The following is a 21,353-nucleotide window of genomic DNA, read 5'->3' as shown; positions in this document are numbered from 1 at the left end:
CCCCGCCCATCGCTCAAACCGAAAGAACAAAGCCATGTCCAACCTGTCCCATGTGTCGCCCCGCTTCAACGCCAGCCGTCTCGGCGGCCTCGCCTCGCTGTTGATGGCCGCCCTGCCGATGGTGGCGCTGGCCATGATCGCCTTCGCCGGCGGCCTGGCCTGAACCCGGAACCGATCTTGACCCCTCGTCAAGATTGACCGGACCGGTCCCCTGGATCAAACCGGGGGACATGATCTCTCCGGAAGAAGCTCTCAAAGCCGCCGCCCAGATGGCGACCAGCGTGCCCCACGCCGCCGCCCTGGGCTTTGAACTGGTCTCCATCGGCGAGAGCCGGGGCGCCATTCGCACCCCCTGGCGGGAAGAACTGGTCGGCGATCCGGCCACCGGGGTGATCGCGTCCGGCGTGGTCACCGCCCTGCTCGACCATTGCTGCGGCCTGGCCATCACCGCCGGACGGCGCGACTCCTTCTCCACCGCCACCCTGGACCTGCGCATCGACTATATGCGCCCCGCCGCCCCGCGCATGGGCATCGTCGCCTCGGCCCATTGCTACAAGCTGACCCGGACGATCGCCTTCGTCCGCGCCCAGGCCTGGGACGCCGATCCCAACGACCCGATCGCCACGGCCCAGGCGGCCTTCATCCTCAACGGCCCCGCGCCCGCGCCGGGGGCTGCGTCGTGACCACTCCCGCCGAGCAGCTCAAGACCTTCCTGCAGTCGGTCCCCTATATCCGCTTCCTCGGCATGACCGCCGAGCTGGCCGGGGACGAGATGACCGCCATCCTGCCCTTCGCTCCGCACCTGATCGGCAACACCTTCCTGCCGGCCCTGCACGGCGGGGTGATCGGGGCCTTCATGGAGATGACGGCGCTCGCCCAGCTGTCCGTGGTCCAGGACACGCCCAAGGTTCACAAGACCATCGACGTCACCATCGAGTACCTGCGGCCTGGCCGGTCCATGACCACCTATGCCCGGGCCGACCTGCGCAAGGTCGGCCGCCGCATCGCCAATGTGACGGTCGAGGCCTGGCAGGAGGCCAAGGAGTCGCCGATCGCGGCCCTGCGTGGCCATTTCCTGCTCAGCGGCGACTAGCCGGCCGGGGTCAGCGCCTTCTGCTCGGCGCGGACATCGTCCAGCAGCTTCTGGGCGGCCGCGATGGCCGGGGCGTCCTTCTTGTTCTTGGCCTCGATCAGCAGTTCGGTCGCCTCCATCTCGCGCACGGGCAGCAGATGGCTGGCGTTGGCCGGCTTGAAGGGACCGACCTGGATGACCTTGAGCACGGCGCGCTGGCGCTCGGCCTCGGGGCCCGTCCCGACGCCATAGCTGAACATGAACTTGGCGATCTTGGCCTTCAGGGCCGGGTCGAGGTCGGAGCGCCAGATCATCGGGTCCTCAGGGATGGTCGGCGAGGTCCAGATCACCTTGATCCCATGCACCGTCTTCTGGGCCAGGGGGTCGGGCTTGGAAGCCAGGCGCTCGATCGACTGGGTGTTGTTGGTCGCCGCGTCCAGCACGCCGGAGCCGACGCTGAACAGATTGGCCTCGTGATTGGCTGAGCGCACCGTCTTGAAGCAGTCGGCCGGATCAATGCCGCGCGGGGCGAACAGATAGGTCATGGGGGCCAGGGTGCCGGAGGTCGACTTGGCGTCGCCGATCCCGAAGTTCAGGGTCTTGTCGCACTTGAGCAGCCCCTCGAGGGTGAGCGTGCTGGCCTTGGGCACGATGATCACCGACTGGTAGCCGTCGGGCTTGTTGTCCGGCTTGGAGGTCCTGGCGAACACCTCGCCGCCCGAACGGCGCACGGCCTCCAGGCCGGACTGGTTGGTGAACCAGCCCAGGTCGGTCTGCTTGAAGCGCAGGGCCTCGACCACGGCGGAATAGTTGGCCCCGAAGAACGGCTTCACCTTCATGCCGGTGGCCTTTTCCATGTCGGCCAGGAAGGGCCCCCACTGGGCGGCCTGGGACGTGGCGTTCTCGGTGGAGACGATCGAGAAGATGATCTCGGTCTTGGGCGCGGGCTTTTCGGCCGGCCGGGAGCAGGCGCCGAGCGCGAGGACGGCGCAGAGCGCCGCGAGCTGGAAACCGGACTTCATCGAACATTCCCCAAAGGTTCACCGGTCCTATGCTGCATTTCCGTGACGCTTCTTCGAACGTCTGCGCGGAAATGGTTCTTGAGGCCGGGCGCTTACGGCGGTAACGCGCGGACCATGTCCCTGCAAGGTCTCTCCCATCAAGCCCGTGACGCCAAGAGCTGGCCCTTCGAACAGGCCCGTCTCCTGCTGGATCGGATCCTGCGCCTGCGGCTCTCCGACGCCGAGCGTGATCTCGCCATGACCCTGATCCTGGCCGGCAAGGCCGACGAGGCGGTCAAGACCTTCGAGGCCCTGCAAAAGCCGGTGGTGTTCGAGACCGGCTATGGCCCCTCGGGCCTGCCGCACCTGGGCACCTTCGGCGAAGTGGCCCGCACCACCATGGTCCGCATGGCCTTTCGCGGCCTGACCGAGGACGCCATCGCCACCCGGCTGATCGCCTTCAGCGACGACATGGACGGCCTGCGCAAGATCCCGCCCGGCCTGCCCAACAGCGACCGGCTGACCGAGGACCTGGACAAGCCGCTGACCGTGGTCCGCGACCCCTATGAGACCCATGACAGTTTCGGGGCGCACAACAACGCCCGGCTGCGGGCCTTCCTCGACAGCTTCGGCTTCGACTACGAGTTCGCCTCCGCCACCGACTGCTATCGCGGCGGCCGGTTCGACGCGACCCTGCTCACCGCCCTGGAACGCTTCGACGCCATCCAGAAGATCATGCTGCCCTCGCTGGGCGAGGAACGGCGCGCCACCTATTCGCCCTTCATCCCGATCAGCCCCACGACGGGCCGGGTGCTCTATGTGCCGACCCTGGAACGCCACCTGGACCGGGGAACCATCAGTTTCCGCGACGAGGACGGCTCCGTGGCCGAGGTCCCGGTGACCGGCGGCCATGTGAAGCTGCAGTGGCGTCCCGACTGGGCCCTGCGCTGGACGGCGCTGGAGGTCGACTATGAGATGAGCGGCAAGGACCTGATCGACAGCGTCCGGCTGTCCAACCAGGTCTGCAAGGTGCTGGGCGGGACCCCGCCGGCCGGGTTCCACTACGAGCTCTTCATGGACGAGAACAACCAGAAGATCTCCAAGACCAAGGGCAATGGCCTGACCATGGACGAGTGGCTGCGCTATGGGGCGCCCGAGAGCCTGGCCTATTACATGTACCAGTCGCCCAAGTCGGCGAAGCGGCTCTATTTCGATGTCATCCCCAAGGCGACGGACGAATATCTGCAACAGCTGAACGCCTTCAACCGGCTGCGCGCCGAGAGCAATGCACCCGCCCTCGATAATCCGGCCTGGCACGTCCATCGCGGCGGCCCGCCCGAACAGGGCTCGCCGGTCTCGTTCTCCCTGCTGCTGAACCTGGTCTCGGCCGCCGACGCCTCGACCAAGGACATCCTGTGGGGCTTCATCGCCCGCTACATCCCGGGCGCGAGCGCCGAGACCCAGCCGCTGCTGGACCGGCTGAGCGACTACGCGATCAACTATTACGAGGACTTCGTGAAGCCCTCGAAGACCTTCCGGGTCGCCGATGACCGGGAGCGGGCGGCGATGCAGGACCTGGTCGCGCGCTTCAAGGCCCTGCCCGCCGGCTGCCAGGACGCCGAGCTGATCCAGAACGAGGTCTATGAGGCCGGCAAGGCCGCCGGCTTCGAGCCCCTGCGCCTGTGGTTCACCGGTCTCTATGAGGTGCTGCTGGGCCAGAGCCAGGGCCCGCGCTTCGGCTCCTTCGCCGCCATCTTCGGCCTGGAGCGCACCGTGGCCCTGATCGAGCGCGCCCTGGCCGGCGCCTTCGTGGCCTAGCTTCGCCCGTCCCTCTCCCCGCAAAGCGGGGCGAGGGAGAGCCATCACGCATCTGTGATCACCTCTCGTTGCGGTAAGTGATCGGTGATCATGTTGACGCGCGCGGAAACCTGCCTTACGCATTGGTCAACTAAGAACGACTGTCCAACAAGGGAGGACGACCATGCCCATGGAACTGCGCCGACCGGCGCGAACCTTTACGATCCGCCAGCTTTGCCAGGAATTTAAGTGCACGCCGCGCGCGCTGCGCTTCTACGAGGACAAGGGTCTCTTGACCCCGGCCCGCGACGGCATGAATCGGGTCTATTCCTACAAGGACCGCGCCCGCCTGCAGCTGATCCTCAACGGCAAGCGGGTCGGCCTGGCCCTGGCCGAGATCGGCGAGATCCTCGACCTCTATGAGGTCGGCGACAATTGCGCGGCCCAGAACGTCAAGTCGCTCACCAAATTCCGCGAGCGGATCGTGGCCCTGGAAGCCCAGCGCCGCGACATCGACAACGCCATCGAGGAACTGGTCCGCGCCAGTGACCGGCTGGAAAAGCACCTGGCCACCACCCGGCCCGACCTGCTGCCCCGCGCCGCCGACTATGACCAGGTGCTGCGCGCCCGCCTCGGCGATCTCGAGCACGCCCGCTAACACCGGGCCGAACTGCGAGCCTTTTTGGTCCGGGCGATTACGCTTCGGCCAAAAAGGCTCTAGATCGGACCCCTAGAGCGTGACGGTCGCCGAAACCGGCGGCCATTTTCGGTTGTCACGCGCTCGGGAGCCCGGACCGAAGATGAGCTATCAACCCCCCGTTCGCGACCACGCCTTCCTCCTGCGCGACGTGCTCGAGATCGAGAAGTACGCGAACCTGCCGGGGTTCGAGGACGCGGCCATCGATGTGGTCGACCAGATCATCCAGGAAGCCGGCCGCTTCACCGCCGAGGTGCTCGCGCCCCTGAACGCCGTGGGCGACAAGCAGGGCTGCACCTGGAACCCCGACCACACGGTCACCACGCCCAAGGGCTTCAAGGAGGCCTACGCCCAACTGGTCGCCGGCGGCTGGCCGGCCCTGGGCGCCGACACCGCCTATGGCGGCCAGGGCTTGCCGCACGTCGTCAACCTGTCCTTCTCCGAGATGAGCTCCTCGGCGAACATGGCCTTCTCCATGTATCCGGGCCTGACCCACGGCGCCTATTCGGCGATCCTGAACGGCGGCTCCCAGGCCCAGAAGGACCTCTACCTGCCCCATCTCGCCTCGGGAAACTGGGGTGGGACCATGAACCTGACCGAGCCCCATTGCGGCACAGACCTGGGCCTGCTGCGCACCAAGGCGGTCGCCCAGGCCGATGGGAGCTATCGGATTTCCGGGACCAAGATCTGGATCTCGGGCGGCGAGCACGACATGGCCGAGAACATCGTCCACCTGGTCCTGGCCCGGATCGAGGGCGCGCCGGAGGGCGTGCGCGGCATCAGCCTGTTCATCGTGCCGAAGTTCCTGCCTGACGCCGACGGCAAGCCGGGCGCGCGGAACCCGGTGTTCTGCGATGGCCTGGAAGAGAAGATGGGCATCCACGGCAACGCCACCTGCGTGATCCGTCACGAGGAGTCGACCGGCTGGCTGGTCGGCGAGGAGAACCGCGGCCTGGCCCTGATGTTCGTGATGATGAACGAGGCGCGGATCGGGGTCGGCCTGCAGGGCATAGCCCAGGCCGAGGCCGCCTATCAGGCCGCCGCCGCCTTCGCCAAGGAGCGCCTGCAGGGCCGATCCCTGACCGGCCCCAAGAACCCCGACGGCCCCGCCGACCCGATCATCGTGCACCCGGATGTGCGCCGCATGCTGATGGACAGCCGCGCCGTCATCGAAGCCGGCCGCGCCTTCCTGTTCTGGACCGCCCTGCAGGGCGACCTGGCGCATGCCAGCCCTGACGAGGCCGTGCGCCAGAAGGGTAATGATTACATGGCCCTGATGACCCCGGTGGTGAAGGGCTTTCTGACCGACAAGGGGCTGAAGGTCTGTTCCGACGCTCTGCAGATCCATGGCGGTTCCGGCTTCACCGAGCATTTCCCGGCCAGCCAGTACATGCGCGATGTCCGCATCGCCCTGATCTATGAGGGCACCAACGGCGTCCAGGCCCTGGACCTGGTGGGCCGCAAGCTGGCGGCCAATGGCGGTCGCGCGGTGATGGGGTTCTTCGCCGAACTCGACGCCTTCGTGGCGGCCAACCAGGACGACCCGGCGCTGAAGCCCTTCACCGAGGGCCTGGCCGACGCCAAGGCCAAGCTGCAGGAGGGCACCATGTGGCTGATGCAGAACGGGTTGATGAACCCCGACAACGCCGGGGCCGCCTCGACCGACTACATGCACCTCTTCGGCCTGACGGCTCTGGCCTATATGTGGGCCCTGATCGCCAAGACCTGCCAGGCCAAGATCGCCGCCGGCGACACCGACCCCTTCTACGCGACCAAGCTGACTATCGGCCGCTACTACATGCAGCGCGTCCTGCCCGACACCACCGGCCACCTGGCCAAGCTGACCAGCGGCTCGGAACTGATGATGGCCCTGCCGGCCGAGGCCTTCTGAGCATGGCGAAATATACGGCCGATATCGCCTGGGCCCTGCGCGACGGCGAGGACTTCGCCAAGGGCCGCTATAGCCGCGGCCATGTGATCAGCTTCGACGGCGGGCTGATCGTCCCGGCCTCGGCCTCGCCCCACGTGGTCGGCAAGTGGGCGGTCCCGGAGGCGGTCGATCCGGAAGAGATGTTCGTCGCGGCCCTGTCCAACTGCCACATGCTGACCTTCCTGCATAAGGCCAGGCTCGCCGGCTTCGTGGCCACGGCCTATGCCGACAAGGCCGAGGGGGTCATGGAAGAGATCGCGCCCGGCCGCATGGCGGTGACCCGGGTCTGGCTGCGCCCCGCCATCACCTGGGACGGGCCGGCGCCCAGCGGCGACCAGCTCGCCGAGCTGCACCACGCGGCGCATGAGGAGTGCTTCATCGCCAATTCGGTGAAGACCGAGGTGCTGATCGAGGCCCCACTCGCCTGAGGACAGTCTTCGCGGCCCCGCTGCGACACGACATCTGACGCCAGGCCAGAAGCAACACCCAATTTGGGCACAACTTTACGTTTGATTCAAAGCCCGGGCCCATGCTCGCGCCTCGAACCTGCACGACTGCAGCCAGACGCGCGCCGGGACGGCCCTATGGACATCCCCGACACACCCGACCTCGCCCGCACGCTTTCGGCGCGCCGCGAAAGCCTGCGGCCCAATCTGATCTTCACCCTGGTCTACGCCCTGTGCTTCACCCCCGTGGTCGGCTGGGGCGCGAGCGGGGCCTGGCTGGTCGCCTATGGCCTGTTGCAGGGGGCCGAGCACCTGCTGTTCGGGGCTGAGCGCGCAGTGTCTCGCCCATCTGGCCGCCGGGTCGCCCTGCTGCTGCTGGCCCTCAACTCGACGGTGTTCGGGTCGCTGGCCATAGCCGCCATTCTGGCGCGAGGCCCCTGGGGCCTGGTCTGCGGCGGGCTGTTCCTGGGCGTCGGCGTGCTGAAGACCGTGGTCACCAGCCAGAAATCCCGGGCCGCCTACGCCGCCTCCATGGCGCCCTATGGGGTCTATCTCCTGGCCACGGCGATCTTCGCCTGGCGGCTGTCGGGCGCCTCGTTCTTCGGGGTGGCGATCGGCATGATCAGCGTGCTCCTGGTGTTCTCATCCACCCTGCTGTGGCGCTCCGCCGCCGACGCGCTGGAGGCCCAGCGCGAGGCGCGGGAAGAAGCCGAGGAAGGCCGCCGCGTCGCCGAGGCCGCCGTCGACGCCAAGTCCGCCTTCATCGCCATGGTCAGCCACGAGTTGCGCACCCCAATCAGCGCCATATTGGCCGGCGCCGAGGCCATAGGTCGGCGACCCGGCGCCGAAGCCGCCCTGCGCAGCGAGGCCGAATTGATCGGCCAGTCGGGCCGGATGATGCGCAGCCTGCTCAACGACCTGCTGGACCTGGCCAAGATGGAGGCCGGGGCGATGCGGATCGAGACCGTCGCCTTCGACCCCACCGCCCTGATCAATGACACCTGCGCCTTCTGGCGCGCCGAGGCCGCCCGCAAGGGCCTGACCCTGAGCGTCGAGGGGCTGGAGCATGTCGCGGCGTGGCGGCGCGGCGACCCGACCCGCCTGCGCCAGGTGCTCAACAACCTGTTCTCCAACGCGCTCAAGTTCACCGAAGCCGGCGGCGTGATCCTGGCCCTCGACCGCGACGGCGACCATTTCGCCTTCTGCGTCGCCGATTCCGGCCCTGGCCTGACCCCGGCCCAGCTGGAGCGGCTGTTCACACCCTTCGAGCAAGGGTCGGCCTCCACCGCCCGCACTCATGGGGGCACCGGCCTGGGCCTGTCGATCAGCCGCCATCTGGCCCAGCTAATGGGCGGCGACCTGACCGCCGACGGCGCTCCTGGCCAGGGGGCGATCTTCACCCTGACCGTGCCGCTGGAGCTGGCCGAACCGGCGGAGGCGTCGGCCCAGGAAGCCCTGGAACTCACCGCCGCCATCCGGGTGCTGGTGGTCGATGACCATGAGATCAACCGCCGGGCCGTGGCCCTGATGCTGGAGCCTTTCGGCATTGAGCTGACCGAGGCGGCGTCGGGGGACGAGGCCCTGGCCCTGGCCGCGACGGCGGCCTTCGACGTGATCCTGATGGATGTCTATATGCCGGGGCTCGACGGTCGCGAGACCTGCCGCCGCCTGCGCGCCGGAGCCGGCCCCAATCGCGCCACGCCGGTGATCGCCTGTACGGCCAGCGGCAATGACCGCGACCTGGCGGAGTGTTGGGAAGCCGGCATGACCGGCCAGGCCGCCAAGCCCTTCGACCCCCGCGACCTGGTCGCCGCAGTGTCCCAGGCGCTCGAACCGGCCGACGAAACCCAGGCGGCGGTCGCCTAGAGCCATCCCTCCAGCCGCGCCTTCAGGGCGGCGGGGTCCTTCAGGTCGCACTCCCAGACGCTTTCCACCCGCCAACCCCGCACACCGAGATCGTCGCGATTGCGGATGTCCCGGGCGCGGTTGCGCGCCACCTTGGCCACCCAGTAGTCACGATTGGCCTGAGGGACCCGGGCGCCGCGCGCACAGTCGTGGCCGTGCCAGAAGCAGCCATGGACGAAGATCACCAGCCGGCGACCCGGCAGGACGATGTCCGGCTTGCCGGGGAGGTCCTTGCGATGCAGCCGATAGCGGGCGCCCAGGCCGGTCAGGAGCTTGCGCACCGCCAGCTCAGGCGAGGTGTTCTTGCCCTTCACGCGGGCCATCACCGCCGAGCGCTTGGCGGGGGGATAGACGTCGGTCATGGACGCAGGTTCGGCGGCGTCCGCCCCAGACGCAACATGCCGGTCAGAACCGTGGCCGAGATCCGCCTCAGGCCGGGGACTTTGGACAGGGGCGCGAACAGCTGGTCCCGAACCCAGGGGCCCAGCCGGCCGGAGGACTGAAACAACGGCGTCAGGGCCCGCGACGCCAGCTGATATGGCTCCGTCTGTCGCCGGCGCCCCGCCTGGAACCGGGTGAGGGACACCGCGATCGATCGATTGGGGGTCAGGCGCTCGGCCAGTTCCACCGCATCGATCAAGGCGAGGTTCGCGCCCTGGCCCAGCTGCGGGCTGGTTCCGTGGGCTGCGTCGCCGATCAGGGTCAGGCCGCCACGCGACCAGCGGCCCACCGTCACGTCGCGATAGCTGGCGCGGGAGAAGGCGGCGGGGCTGGCGAAGCCCTCCAGCAGGGGGGCGGTCTCCGGCCAGACTTCGCGGGCCCGCGCCTTCCAGCCATCCAGGTCACCCGCGAAGAAACCCTCCATCTCAGCCAGCGGCAGGGACCAGAACAGGCTGACCTGGTTCCCGGCCCCGTCGGGGCCGCGCCCCACGGGCAGGACCCCCATCATGGTGGAGGCCGCGTCATAGCGCTGATGCAGGGCGTCGGCGAACCGGCCCTCCGGATCCCGGGCGTTGGCCCAGACCGCCCCCCAGGGATAGAGCGCCGCCCTGGCCTTGGGCCGCACCTGGCCCCGCAGCCGCGAGGCGGAACCATCGGCGATCACCGCGAGATCGAAGGGGCCGTGAACCTCGCCCCGGGCGTCGACCAGGCGGGGACGGGCCGAATCCTCGATCCGGTCGATCTCCTGCCCGGTGCGCAGATCGATTCCGGCGGGGGCGAGCGCGCCATGCAGCACCTGGAACAGCGACCCGCGATGGATGCCGAGCCCGAAGGCGCCTGGCCGCCAGTCGGCATAGGCCATGTCGAGGATCCGTCGCCCAGAGAGGTCGCGACCCTCCAGCCGCTCGACCCGGGCGCCCAGAGCCAGCACGGCCTCGGCGAGGCCCAGGACCCTCAGGGCCGCCAGGCCCGAGGGCTGCAGCAGCAGGCCCGAGCCCAGGGGCTGGGGCCGATCGAACGCCTCGAAAAGCGTGACCACGTGGCCCCGGCGCGCGAGCGACAGGGCCGCCGCCATGCCCGCGACACCGCATCCGACGACGGCGGCGCGCACGCCGCGATCGCCCTACAGCCCGTCGAACAGGGCGGTCGACAGATAGCGTTCGGCGAAACTGGGGATGATGGCCACCACCAGCTTGCCGGCCATATCTTCGCGGCTGGCGACGTCGAAGGCGGCGGTGAGCGCCGCGCCCGACGAGATGCCGACCGGAATGCCCTCCTCGGCCGCCACCCGGCGGGCCATGGCGAAGCTGTCCTCATTGGACACCTGGATGATCTCGTCGATCACCCCGCGATCGAGGATCGAGGGCACGAAGCCCGCGCCAATGCCCTGGATCTTGTGCGGGGCGGGAGCGCCGCCGGACAGCACGGGCGAAGACTGCGGCTCGACGGCGATCATCTTCAGCGACGGCTTGCGCGGCTTCAGGACCTGGCCAATGCCGGTGATGGTGCCGCCGGTGCCGACCCCGGAGATGATGGCGTCGACGCGACCCTCGGTGTCGTTCCAGATTTCCTCGGCGGTCGAGACCTTGTGGATCAGCGGATTGGCGGCGTTCTCGAACTGCTGGGGCATGACCGCCCCGGGGATGGCCTCGACCAGTTCGCGGGCGCGGGCGACGGCGCCGGCCATGCCGCGCTCAGGCGGGGTCAGCTCGAGCTTGGCGCCCAGCAGCAGCAGCATCTTGCGGCGCTCGATCGACATGCTCTCGGGCATGCAGAGGATCAGCTTGTAGCCCTTGGAGGCCGCGACGAAGGCCAGGGCGATGCCGGTGTTGCCGCTGGTCGGTTCGACGATGGTGGCGCCGGCCTTCAGGTGGCCCGAGGCCTCCAGGGACTCGATCAGCGAGACGCCGATGCGGTCCTTGACCGAGCCGATCGGGTTGAAGAACTCCAGCTTGGCCACGACCTGGCCCTTGGGCTTCAACGCCTTGGTCAGGTTGGGCAGGGCCACCAGCGGGGTGTCGCCGATGGTGTCGATGATGGAGTCATAGATCTTGCCGCGCCCGGCCCGCTTGTAGCGGGCGGCGTCATAAGTCGAGGTGCCGGCGTCGGCCATGGGAATTTGTCCTGTTCGAACCTGGTTGGAACTTAGGCCGCCCGACAGGATTTGGAAGGGCGCTTATGCCCCCCGGCGCCATAGGTTTTCTATCATGGCCCGCCCGCTACTCGGCGGCGATGGCCGGCGCCTGGGCGGCCAGCAACGGCTCCAGCAGATGGGCGGCCAGCCAGCGGACCACCGGGACCGCGACCCCGTCGCCGACCACATGCAGGGCCGAGGTCGCCGCGCGGGGCAGGCGATAGCTGTCGGGCAGGCCCATCAGCCGGGCGCCCTCGCGGCCGCTGATCAGCCGGCTGCGCACCTTTGCGCCCTCGGCGACCACCAGGGTCTGGCGCGAGGAGCCGCCGCGCGGGGTGCGCAGGCAACCGGCCAGGCCGTCGAACCGCGCCTCGGCGCGCTGGACCTTGATCCCCTGCTCGACCCGCATCCGTCGGAACAGGCCCCCCACGGCGCGGCCGCCCTCGGCCTGGACCTTTGCGATCCGGGCCCTGTGCAGGGGCGCCATCAGGGCCAGCAGGGACTGGGTCTTGTCGTCGCCATGCCATTTGACCGCCCCGTCCGGCTCCAGCAGGTCGGCGAGCTCGGTGTTGCGGCGGCCGGGCGCCTCGCCCCGCCACCAGATCCAGCGGGCGGCGAGATCGGCGGGAAGGCGGGCCTGGGCCTCGCGCACCGCCCGGGTCTGGAACGGACTGTCGCCGATCAGGCCGGCCGGAACCGGCGCACGGGTGGCGACCACGAACACCCGGGGCCGCGACTGGGGCAGGAAGGCCGCCGCGTCGATCTCCAGGGCCCCGAAGCGATAGCCGGCGGCGGCGAGCGCCGCGCAGAGCGCCGTGAAATCCGCGCCGCCATGGGACGTCAGCAGTCCCGAGACATTCTCGATCACCACATTGCGCGGCGCGCGGCCCTCGGCGGCCAGGGCCTGGACGAGGCGCCAGAAGCCGAAGAAGGTCGAGGATCGGCCCCCCGCCAAGCCTGCGCGACCGCCGGCCAGGCTGAAGTCCTGACAGGGTGACGACGCCCAGGCGAGATCGGCCTGGCCCGGCAGGTCGCGGGCCTCCAGGGCCCAGACGTCGCCCTCGTGGAAGTGATCGGCGGCGTCCGGGAAATTGTCGCGATAGGTCGCCGCCTTGACCGGATCGAAGTCGTTGGCGAAGGCGCAGGTCCAGGCCGCGCCCAGACCGAGCCGCGCCATGCCGCCACCGGCGAAGAACTCGTAGAAGGTCAGGGGGTCGGGGCGACTCATCGCGCCGGAGTCTAGCCTAAGCCGGCGCGATCGGAAAAATCGGCGCGCCGACCCGAACCAGGACCGCCTGGAGGCTCGGGCTTCAGCCCGCGCCGAGTTCCATGGTGGCGATCTGCGACTTGGCGGCCGCGCGCTGACCCGTCGGAACCGGCAGCATCAGGCCGACCATGACGGCCGCCAGGGCGACCAGGGACATAAACGCTTTAAGCGCCATGACAGGGTCCTCCTGAACCCTTGGTGAGGCCTTCAACCTAGACCTTCGCGGTTAAGACTTCGGCCCATGGGCGGCGAATTTCTTCGCGTCCGGCGGAAACGGGGGCTTAGGCGCTCATCGGTGTTGGCCTGAGCGGGCGCCGGGCCTGGACCCGGGCCGGCGACGCGGGCCATAAGCCGCCCATGACCGCATCCTTGGACCAGGCCCGGGAGATCCTGCGCCGCACCTTTGGCCACGCCGAGTTCCGAGGTCGTCAGGCCGAGGTGATCACCGAGATCCTGGAGGGGCGCAGCGCCATGGCGGTGCTGCCGACCGGCGGCGGCAAGTCGCTGTGCTACCAGATCCCCAGCCTGATGCGGCCGGGCCTGGGCCTGGTGGTCTCGCCGCTGATCGCCCTGATGACCGACCAGGTGGCCGGGCTCGTGCAGTCGGGCGTCTCCGCCGCGCGGCTGGATTCCAACATCGAGCCCCGCGAGCGAACCGAGACCTGGGCGCGGATCGAGGCCGGCACGCTGGACCTGCTCTATGTCTCGCCGGAGGGCCTGATGCAGCCCTCCATGCTGGAGCGGCTGTCGCGCACGCCTCTGGCCCTGATCGCCATCGACGAGGCCCACTGCGTCAGCCAGTGGGGTCACGACTTCCGCCCGGAATACCGGATGCTGGGCCGGATGGCCGAGCTGTTCCCCACCGTGCCGCGCCTGGCGGTGACCGCCACGGCGGACGCCAGGACCCGGGAGGACATCCGCACCGAACTGCGCCTGAAGGACGCCGCCGAGTTCGTCGCCAGCTTCGCGCGGCCCGAGCTGGCCCTGCAGGCGGAGCGCAAGCGCGGCGCCGGCCACAAGCGGGTGCTGGAGCTGGTGGAAGCCCGGCCCGACCGGTCAGGGGTGATCTATGCCGGCTCCCGCGACGGGGTCGACAAGCTGGCCGAGGCTCTGCGCGGCTTCGGGGTTCCGGCCCTGGCCTATCATGCCGGCCTCGACAAGACCGTCCGCGCCGAGCGGCTGGAGAAGTTCCTGGAGGCCGACGCCGCCGTGATGGTGGCGACCATCGCCTTCGGCATGGGGGTCGACAAGCCCGACGTCCGCTATGTGATTCACGCCGATCCGCCGGCCTCCATCGAGGCCTATTGGCAGGAGATCGGCCGGGCCGGGCGCGATGGCGAGCCGGCCGAGGGCATCACCCTCTATGGCGCCGCCGACATGGCCTGGGCCTTCCGCCGGCTCGACGGCCGCGACGTCGACGAGGAGGTCAAGGCGGTCCAGGGCCGCAAGGTGCGCCAGCTCTACGCCATGCTGGACGGCACCACCTGTCGGGCCGGCGCCGTGCGCCGTTATTTCGGCGAGGAGGGGGTCGCCCCCTGCGGCCAGTGCGACATCTGCCTGGGGGTCATCGCCACGGTGGACGCCACCCAGTCGGCCCAGAAGGCCCTGTCGGCCGTGCATCGCCTGGGCGGCCGGTTCGGGCGCGGCCGGCTGATCGAACACCTGCTCGGCAAGACCAAGGAGCCGTCGAGCTTCGAGGCCGGGCTGTCGACCTTCGGCGTCGGCCAGGAGCTGAGCGCGGCGGGCTGGCGCGACCTGGTCGACCAGCTGCTGTTCGACGGCCTCCTGAAGGAAGACCCCAATGACGGCCGCCCGCTGATCGGCCTGGGCGAGGCGGCCGAGGTGCGGCTGGTCTATCGCGGCGAGCGCAAGGTCTCCCTGCGCCAGGGGCTGGAAGAGAAGGAAGCCAGGAAGCCCCGGCGCAAGGTTCGCGAGGACCAGATCATGGCCGCCCAGGACCAGCCGGTGTTCGAGGCCCTGCGCGCCTGGCGCCGCGACGAGGCCGCCCGCCAGCACCTGCCGCCCTATGTGATCTTCCACGACCGGACGCTGGCCGAGATCGCCGTCAAGCGCCCCTCGGGCCTGGGGGACCTGGCGGCCATCTCAGGCGTCGGCGAAGGCAAGCTCGCCCGCTATGGCGAGGCGGTGATGGACGTGCTGCGCGGCCAGTAGGATCAGGCGGCCCGCGTCGACTGGGCCGCCGACGACTTCGGCGGTTCGCGCTGCAGGATGCAGCCGTACCAGCCCAGCCCCTGATAAGTCTCATAGCCCGGCGTCAGAGCATATCCGACCGTGGCGCCCTCCAGCGGATAACTACCCATGGCCACGGCGGCCGGGGGCAGGCGGAAGACCTCCTCCAGCTCGCCCCTCTTGTCTGACGACGCCAGGACCCGGCCCTTGTGGTCGAGCAGCATGACCCGCGAGCGGCCGGCCTCCTCCTCGGTCATCCGCACGCCGTCGACCACGGCCTGGGCCTGGGGCTTCCAGTCGAAATGGATGCCCAGCACCCCGATCACCTTGCCATGGGTCTGGCCGCCCTCGCGGATCGCGGTGGCGTAGGTGGCGACGGGCGCGTTGCCGAGCGGGGCGGCGCGTTCGATGTCGCAGGCCACGAACTCGTCGCCGGAGGCGGTGCGCATCGACTGCTGGAACCAGGCGGCGTTGGCGACGGAAATATCCTTGGCGCCCGGGTAGCGGTCGGGTCGACCGGTGGCGACCACCTTGCCCCGCGCGTCGCAGATCCACAGGTCGAGATAGACCGTATAGGCGTCGAGGATCACCTTCAGCCGGCTGGAGGCGAAGCGCGAGGCCTGGTCGGAGGGCTCGGCCACGCAGCTGACCACGGCGGAATCGGTCGCCCACCAGCGGACGTCGCAGGTCCGCTCATAGAGGTTGCGGTCGATGATCTCGATGGCGTTGAGCGCCAGGTCGGCCAGTCTCTGGCCGCGCAGGTGGCCGAGAATCGCCCCGCCTACCGCCGACAGCTCCCGCAGGTCGGCCCGGACCTGGGTCTCCATGCCCATGGCCACGTCATCGATCTCGCTGGCGATGCGCTTGAATTCCTCGGCCACAATGGCGAAGGCCTTGCCCGCCTCGCCGGCCCGGGCGGCGGTGATCAGGGCGTTGATGGCCAGCATCTTGGCTTCGCGATTGATCGACGAAATCTCGCCGATCTTGGCGCCGGCGACAGCCGACAGCCGCTCGGACAGTTCCAGGATCCGCTCTGGGACCAGACTCCCCTCGGGCTCGGCCACGCGTCGACACTCCAGCTCATACGCCGATCACACACGTTCGCGTTGCGAAGTGCGCGCCGATTCGGCAACCGAATCAAATTCTTGGGCCAGAGTATGAACAAGTGGCGAAACTGTAGCCGCCAATCGCCCTTCAACCGGGGGTCGCGGCGCCCAAAGTGGCCAGAGCCCGAAATTTCGGCGTCCATGGCCCACCCGGCATGCGCCCGGCGGGCCCCGGACCCTAGATATCGACCTCGGCGTCCAGGGCGTTGGCCTGGATGAACTCGCGACGCGGTTCAACCAGATCGCCCATGAGGCGAGTGAACATGTCGTCGGCGTCGTCGGCGTGATTGACCCGGACCTGCAGCAAGGTGCGGGCGTCGACGTCGAGCGTCGTCTCCCACAGCTGCTCGGGGTTCATCTCGCCCAGGCCCTTATAGCGCTGGATGGACAGGCCCCGTCGGCCGGCTTCCATGATCGCCGCGAACAGGTCCAGCGGACCGCGCACCGTGGTGGCCTTGTCCTTTCGGGTGAACAGGGCGGGCTTGTCGAAGGTCTCGGCCATGGCCGCGCTGCGCTCGGCCAGACGCCGGGCGTCGGCGGCGTGCAGCAGCAGGTCGTCCAGGACCACCCGCTCGGTGACGCCACGACGGATGCGGGAGAAGGCGTAGCCGCCGGCCGGGGCGGGCTCGCCGCTCCAGGGACCGTCGCCCTCCTCGGCGTAGAGATTGAGCCGGGCGGCCGCCTTGTCGACGTCGCCGCCTTCGGCCAGCAGGCCGGCCAGCGCCGCCTGCTCGATGGCGAAGATCGGGGCGCGAGACGACAGCCGGTCGATATTGGCCTTGGCGCCCCGGGCCTGCTGCACCAGGGCCAGCAGGTCCTGGCCGGTCAGGCGTTCGCCGGAAGAGAGGTCGAGGGTCGCCCCCTCGATGCCCTCGTCGATCAGATAGATCTCCAGCTCGGCGTCGTCCTTGAGATAGCGCGAGGACTTGCCCTTGGACGCCTTATAGAGCGGCGGCTGGGCGATATAGAGATAGCCGCGCTCAATCACCTGCGGCATCTGCCGGTAGAAGAAGGTGAGCAGCAGGGTGCGGATGTGGGCGCCGTCCACGTCGGCGTCGGTCATGATGACGATCTTGTGGTAGCGGATCTTCTCGATGTCGAAGTCGTCGCGACCGATGCCGGCGCCCAGGGCGGTGATCAGGGTGCCGATCTGGTCCGAGCCCAGCATCTTGTCGAACCGGGCCCGCTCGACGTTCAGGATCTTGCCGCGCAGGGGCAGGACCGCCTGGTTCTCGCGGTTGCGGGCCTGTTTGGCGGAGCCGCCGGCGGAATCGCCTTCGACCAGGAAGACTTCCGAGCGCGCCGGATCCTTTTCCGAACAGTCGGCCAGCTTGCCGGGCAGGGAGGAGATGTCGAGGGCGGTCTTGCGTCGGGTCAGCTCGCGCGCCTTGCGGGCGGCTTCGCGGGCGGCGGCGGCCTCGGCGATCTTCTGGACGATCTGGCGGGCCTCGACCGGGTGTTCCTCGAACCAGCTCGCCAGCCCCTCGCCGACCAGGCCCTCGACGGCCGGGCGGACTTCGGAGGAGACCAGCTTGTCCTTGGTCTGGGAGGAGAACTTGGGGTCCGGCACCTTGACCGAGAGCACGCAGGTCAGGCCCTCGCGGGCGTCTTCGCCGGAGACCGAGACCTTCTCACGCTTGGCCGCGCCGGAGCTTTCCGCATAGCCAGAGATCACCCGGGTCAGGGCCGAGCGGAACGCCGCCAGGTGGGTGCCGCCATCCCGCTGGGGGATGTTGTTGGTGAAGCACAGGACGTTCTCGTGATAGCCGTCGTTCCACCAGAGCGACAGATCGACCTCGACGTTCTCGCGCTTGCCGCGGATCACGATCGGCGCCTTGAGCAGCGGGGTCTTGGCCTTGTCGAGGTGGCGCACGAAGGCTTCGATGCCGCCCTCATAGTGCATGACCTCGACGAAGGGCTCGGCCTCGCGGTTGTCCTTCAGCCAGATGGTCACCCCGGAGTTCAGGAAGGCCAGCTCGCGCAGCCGGTGCTCCAGGGTCTTGCGGTCGAAATCGATGAAGGCGAAGGTCTCCAGCGACGGCAGGAAGGTGACCTCGGTGCCCGACAGGGCCTCGCCGCTCTCGCGGCGCGGCGCCGGGCCGGTGATCACCAGGGGCGAGACCGCGTCGCCACGGCGGAACTCCATCTCGTGGGTGAAGCCGTTGCGGTGGACCTTGAGCTTCAGCCAGTCGGACAGGGCGTTGACGACCGAGACGCCGACCCCGTGCAAGCCGCCGGAGACCTTGTAGCTGTTCTGGTCGAATTTCCCGCCGGCGTGCAGCTGGGTCATGATGACCTCGGCCGCTGAGACGCCTTCGCCCTCATGGATGTCGGTGGGGATGCCGCGACCGTCGTCGGTGACCGTGCAGGAGCCGTCGGCGTTGAGGATCACCTCGACCCGCGTCGCCCAGCCGGCCAGGGTCTCGTCGATGGCGTTGTCGACCACCTCATAGACCATGTGGTGCAGGCCGGAGCCGTCGTCGGTGTCGCCGATGTACATGCCCGGGCGTTTGCGCACCGCGTCGAGGCCCTTCAGGACCTTGATGGAGTCCGCGCCGTACTCGGCCGCGCCCTGGGTCTCGTTATCTTCGCTCATGCGCCGTCCAGAATGGCCAAAGCCTGGCCATCCACACGGACGCCTTGGGCTCGGTCGGTCAGATCTTCAAACAGGTGCTCGTCGGTTCCGGTCAGGAAGGCCTGGAGCCCGAGCGCCTCGATTTCGTCGAACAGCGCGGCCCGCCTGCGGCGATCCAGATGTGCTGCGACTTCATCCAGCAGCAATATAGGGTTTGGCGCTGATTCTGCACGCGAAAGACGCGCGGCCTGGGCCAAAACCAGGTTGAGAATCAGGGCTTTCTGCTCGCCGGTGGAGCATTCGGCGGCGGGCCGGTCCTTTTCGGCGTGAATGACCGCCAGATCGCCCCGGTGGGGCCCGGTCAAAGCCCGTCCGGCGGCGGCGTCGCGGTCACGCGCGCCGGCCAGGGCCCGGGCCAGGCGACCCTCGATCTCGGCCAATTCGACTCCTTCGGCGGCCATCCGCTCCCAGTCGCCGGTCAGGGTCATCCGCGCGCCGGGGAAGGGCCGGTCGCCGCGCCCATCGATCTCCTCCTGCAGGGCCGCCAGGGTCCGGGCGCGGGCGGAGGCCATCAGGGCGCCGGCCTCGGCCAGCCGCGCTTCCAGAGCCGTCAGCCAGGTTGGATCGGCGGGGCCGTCGGTCAGCAGCCGCATGCGCTCGCGCTGGGATTTCTCATAGGCCGAGGCGTGGGCGGCGTGGGCGGGCTCGGCGGCGAACACCAGCCGGTCGAAGAACCTGCGGCGATCCCCCGCCCCTTCCAGGAACAGCCGGTCCTGGGCCGGAGTCAGCCAGACCTGGCGCTGCAGATCGGCCAGGCGGCCAGGCGGGACGGTCTCGCCCTCCAGCCGAACCGTGCGCCGCGCCGCGCCGGCCGCCTCCACGCCGGTCCCGACCCGCACCGGCTCGCCGTCCTGCTCGATGACGGCGGCCACGGCCCAGGCCCGCCCGGCCCGCTCGCCGGGCAGCCTGCGCCCCAGTTCGACCTGGGCCGCGCCGCGCAAGCCCCGCCCGGGCGTCAGCAGGCTGACTGCCTCCAGCAGATTGGTCTTACCGGCCCCGTTCGGCCCTACCAGCCATACCGGCCGTCCATCGAGAGCGATCTCGGCCCGCTCATAGGAACGGAAGTCGGTCAGGGTCAGATGGGTGAGGGCCGTGCGCACGGGCGGTGTTTAGCGGGTTTCGCGGCGGGGGGCGAACGCCCGGCTTGAGCTTGGGCGAAGGAGCTATAGGCTGCATTCAGGAGTTGTTTTTGGGGGTCTCATGTTAACGCTGGCGATAATGGCCGCAGCTGCGAGCGTCGCAGCGAGTCCACCAGGCTCAACCGTCACCAACCCAGACTGGCTAATGCGCCCTAGCGGCGGCGACTTGGCTCATGCCTATCCGATGATCGCCGCGATGTTTCAGATCGAAGGCCATGCGACCATCGACTGCCTCGTTGATGCTGGTGGTGCGCTCACGAACTGCGCGGCGATTGACGAGGCCCCTAAAAGCTTGGGCTTCGGAGCAGCCGCAGTCTCAATGGCAAGCGCGTTCCACATGCGCCCGAAGACAGTGGACGGCGTCTCCGTCGCCGGGGGTGACGTGCGGATTCCAATTCGATTTGCCCTGCCCATTGGGAGCGCCCCGGAAAGCCCGCCGGCGTTGCAGGACCCCCCACCTCCGTCTCAGCAGGCAATTGATCTGGCGCGAAGAGTCCTCGTGGCCGGTGATTTCACGGGCTATATTCGGCAGAAATACAAGCGGCTAGCGGAAATTGTGACCAGTTCTGGATCACCGGGCGTGACCCTTGAGACTAGGCAGCGAGGCGCCGCAGCCTTTCAGGACGCGGCAACGGCGATCACCACCAAGGAATTCGAGGCCGCGGCCAGTCTCTTGGCCGGTTACGAGCCCGAGGATGCGCTAACAGCAGATGCCGCCTTTTTTGAGTCAACGGTCGGCCAAAACTATCGGGCCAAGAGAGGCAAAATCAGCGCCGCCGCGGCCAAGCGCCTCAAGCCTAACCAGGATCGCTTTCATCAGGCCATGCGATGTGGGTGGTCCCCCGACAAAAACTGTCTCGAAGCTCCGCCCGCACTCACCCAACAACCTGCGGCCTCGGCAAATCCAGAGCAACTCTCCCTTGCCCAGGCGATTGCAACGGCCGACACGACGGCGATGATGGGTATCGTTGGGTCCTACGAAAAAATGATAGCGGCGGTCCCTGAAACAAGGCGCGCGGCGCTCAAAGAAGCGGTGGACGCCTTTGTACTGGCGGCTCGCGTAGCGGAGGCTGATGCCTACGCCGACGAGTTCACGGCGCCGGAGCTTCAGGCGATCCTGGCTTACAAGAAGGGACCTGGTGGCAGGTTCGAATTCGAGGGCGCCACGAAGCTCAATATGGCCTTCCGCCGCCTTGAGCTAAGGTTTGATCAAATGGTCATGGCTGACGCGAAGCGCCAGTTCTGTCCAGGCGACACTTGTAGCGCACGCCTGGCAGCACCTGTTGCATCGACGACAGAGAAGGAAATCGATGTGCCCGCGAGATCCAACCTCATTCCGCCGTTCAACAGCCGCTAAACCCTAAGCGGCATCAGCACGTAGCGCACATCCGGGTCGGTCGGGTCCAGCACCAGGGCCGGGTCGTTGGGGCCGCCGAAGCGGAACTCGGCCTGTTCGGCGCCGATCTGGTCGGTGACGTCGAGGAGGTAGCGGGCGTTGAAGCTGAGTTCGAAGCTCTCGCCGTTATAGTCGACCTCGATCTCTTCCACCGCCTGGCCGGCTTCCATGTTGCGGACGGTCAGGATCACCTTGCC

Annotated in this window: 19 protein-coding genes and 1 pseudogene; 10 read left to right on the top strand and 10 right to left on the bottom strand. The window is 68.7% G+C overall.

The annotated features are described in order from the left end of the window. Positions 1-34 precede the first annotated feature (34 nt). The 3 genes from Q7P21_RS02865 (at position 35) to Q7P21_RS02855 (ending at position 1,093) form a co-directional block, all read left to right on the top strand. Positions 35-163: a hypothetical protein gene (locus tag Q7P21_RS02865; RefSeq protein WP_304165955.1), complete on the top strand. Its 129-nt coding sequence runs from the start codon at positions 35-37 to the stop codon at positions 161-163. A gap of 67 nt (positions 164-230) precedes the next feature. Beyond that, positions 231-683, top strand: a complete 453-nt coding sequence (locus tag Q7P21_RS02860) for a PaaI family thioesterase (protein WP_304165952.1) — start codon at positions 231-233, stop codon at positions 681-683. Continuing rightward, a complete protein-coding gene (locus Q7P21_RS02855; RefSeq protein ID WP_304165950.1) occupies positions 680-1,093 on the top strand; it encodes a PaaI family thioesterase in 414 nt (137 codons plus the stop codon). Before Q7P21_RS02860 ends, Q7P21_RS02855 begins: the two co-directional genes overlap by 4 nt. On the opposite strand, the gene phnD is transcribed toward Q7P21_RS02855, so the two are convergent. Then, the gene (gene phnD / locus Q7P21_RS02850) at positions 1,090-2,094 is read right to left on the bottom strand and encodes a phosphate/phosphite/phosphonate ABC transporter substrate-binding protein (RefSeq protein ID WP_304165949.1); all 1,005 of its coding nucleotides are present in this window, start codon (positions 2,092-2,094) and stop codon (positions 1,090-1,092) included. The two genes, Q7P21_RS02855 and phnD, sit on opposite strands and share 4 nt — an antisense overlap. A gap of 114 nt (positions 2,095-2,208) precedes the next feature. Here phnD and Q7P21_RS02845 point away from each other — a divergent pair, with 114 nt between their 5' ends. The 5 genes from Q7P21_RS02845 to Q7P21_RS02825 all read left to right on the top strand — a co-directional run bounded on the left by Q7P21_RS02845 (position 2,209) and on the right by Q7P21_RS02825 (position 8,809). Continuing rightward, a complete protein-coding gene (locus Q7P21_RS02845; RefSeq protein WP_304175645.1) occupies positions 2,209-3,891 on the top strand; it encodes a lysine--tRNA ligase in 1,683 nt (560 codons plus the stop codon). Positions 3,892-4,054: 163 nt separating this feature from the next. Further along, a complete protein-coding gene (locus tag Q7P21_RS02840; RefSeq protein ID WP_304165943.1) occupies positions 4,055-4,528 on the top strand; it encodes a MerR family DNA-binding transcriptional regulator in 474 nt (157 codons plus the stop codon). Between the two features lie 142 nt (positions 4,529-4,670). Then, on the top strand, positions 4,671-6,458 hold the full coding sequence (locus tag Q7P21_RS02835; protein WP_304175644.1) for an acyl-CoA dehydrogenase C-terminal domain-containing protein: 1,788 nt from the start codon (positions 4,671-4,673) through the stop codon (positions 6,456-6,458). A gap of 2 nt (positions 6,459-6,460) precedes the next feature. After that, a complete protein-coding gene (locus tag Q7P21_RS02830) occupies positions 6,461-6,925 on the top strand; it encodes an OsmC family protein (RefSeq protein WP_304169485.1) in 465 nt (154 codons plus the stop codon). 156 nt (positions 6,926-7,081) lie between these two features. Further along, the gene (locus tag Q7P21_RS02825; RefSeq protein ID WP_304175641.1) at positions 7,082-8,809 is read left to right on the top strand and encodes an ATP-binding protein; all 1,728 of its coding nucleotides are present in this window, start codon (positions 7,082-7,084) and stop codon (positions 8,807-8,809) included. On the opposite strand, the gene Q7P21_RS02820 is transcribed toward Q7P21_RS02825, so the two are convergent. The 5 genes from Q7P21_RS02820 to Q7P21_RS02800 all read right to left on the bottom strand — a co-directional run bounded on the left by Q7P21_RS02820 (position 8,806) and on the right by Q7P21_RS02800 (position 12,865). Continuing rightward, complete coding sequence (locus Q7P21_RS02820; RefSeq protein WP_304175639.1) at positions 8,806-9,210, bottom strand: very short patch repair endonuclease; 405 nt, start codon at positions 9,208-9,210, stop codon at positions 8,806-8,808. The genes Q7P21_RS02825 and Q7P21_RS02820 overlap by 4 nt on opposite strands. Next, a complete protein-coding gene (locus tag Q7P21_RS02815; protein ID WP_304175637.1) occupies positions 9,207-10,400 on the bottom strand; it encodes an NAD(P)/FAD-dependent oxidoreductase in 1,194 nt (397 codons plus the stop codon). The genes Q7P21_RS02820 and Q7P21_RS02815 overlap by 4 nt, the downstream gene beginning before the upstream one ends. A 12-nt stretch (positions 10,401-10,412) precedes the next feature. Continuing rightward, entirely contained in the window at positions 10,413-11,402 is a 990-nt protein-coding gene (cysK, locus tag Q7P21_RS02810) for a cysteine synthase A (protein WP_304169473.1), read from the bottom strand. Between the two features lie 106 nt (positions 11,403-11,508). Further along, the gene (locus Q7P21_RS02805; RefSeq protein WP_304175635.1) at positions 11,509-12,651 is read right to left on the bottom strand and encodes a DNA cytosine methyltransferase; all 1,143 of its coding nucleotides are present in this window, start codon (positions 12,649-12,651) and stop codon (positions 11,509-11,511) included. An 82-nt stretch (positions 12,652-12,733) separates the two neighbouring features. Then, complete coding sequence (locus Q7P21_RS02800; protein ID WP_304169467.1) at positions 12,734-12,865, bottom strand: hypothetical protein; 132 nt, start codon at positions 12,863-12,865, stop codon at positions 12,734-12,736. A gap of 182 nt (positions 12,866-13,047) precedes the next feature. Between Q7P21_RS02800 and recQ the strand changes: the two genes are divergently transcribed. Continuing rightward, on the top strand, positions 13,048-14,862 hold the full coding sequence (gene recQ / locus Q7P21_RS02795) for a DNA helicase RecQ (protein ID WP_304169463.1): 1,815 nt from the start codon (positions 13,048-13,050) through the stop codon (positions 14,860-14,862). Between the two features lie 2 nt (positions 14,863-14,864). On the opposite strand, the gene Q7P21_RS02790 is transcribed toward recQ, so the two are convergent. The 3 genes from Q7P21_RS02790 to recF form a co-directional block, all read right to left on the bottom strand. After that, on the bottom strand, positions 14,865-15,944 hold the full coding sequence (locus tag Q7P21_RS02790) for a methyl-accepting chemotaxis protein (protein ID WP_304169460.1): 1,080 nt from the start codon (positions 15,942-15,944) through the stop codon (positions 14,865-14,867). A 220-nt stretch (positions 15,945-16,164) separates the two neighbouring features. Further along, complete coding sequence (gene gyrB / locus Q7P21_RS02785) at positions 16,165-18,582, bottom strand: DNA topoisomerase (ATP-hydrolyzing) subunit B (protein ID WP_304175634.1); 2,418 nt, start codon at positions 18,580-18,582, stop codon at positions 16,165-16,167. After that, positions 18,579-19,721: a DNA replication/repair protein RecF gene (recF, locus tag Q7P21_RS02780; protein WP_304175632.1), complete on the bottom strand. Its 1,143-nt coding sequence runs from the start codon at positions 19,719-19,721 to the stop codon at positions 18,579-18,581. Before recF ends, gyrB begins: the two co-directional genes overlap by 4 nt. A 205-nt stretch (positions 19,722-19,926) precedes the next feature. Between recF and Q7P21_RS02775 the strand changes: the two genes are divergently transcribed. After that, positions 19,927-21,117: a TonB family protein gene (locus tag Q7P21_RS02775; RefSeq protein ID WP_304175630.1), complete on the top strand. Its 1,191-nt coding sequence runs from the start codon at positions 19,927-19,929 to the stop codon at positions 21,115-21,117. Here Q7P21_RS02775 and Q7P21_RS02770 read toward each other — a convergent pair. Then, positions 21,114-21,353 (bottom strand): annotated as a pseudogene (locus tag Q7P21_RS02770) (DNA polymerase III subunit beta); the annotation flags it as partial. The gene Q7P21_RS02775 and the pseudogene Q7P21_RS02770 sit on opposite strands and share 4 nt — an antisense overlap.

This window comes from Phenylobacterium aquaticum (assembly GCF_947378715.1).
Classification (GTDB): domain Bacteria; phylum Pseudomonadota; class Alphaproteobacteria; order Caulobacterales; family Caulobacteraceae; genus Phenylobacterium; species Phenylobacterium aquaticum_A.
Note: the sequence above shows the minus strand (reverse complement) of the source record. Positions and strands in the feature narration are given on the sequence as shown.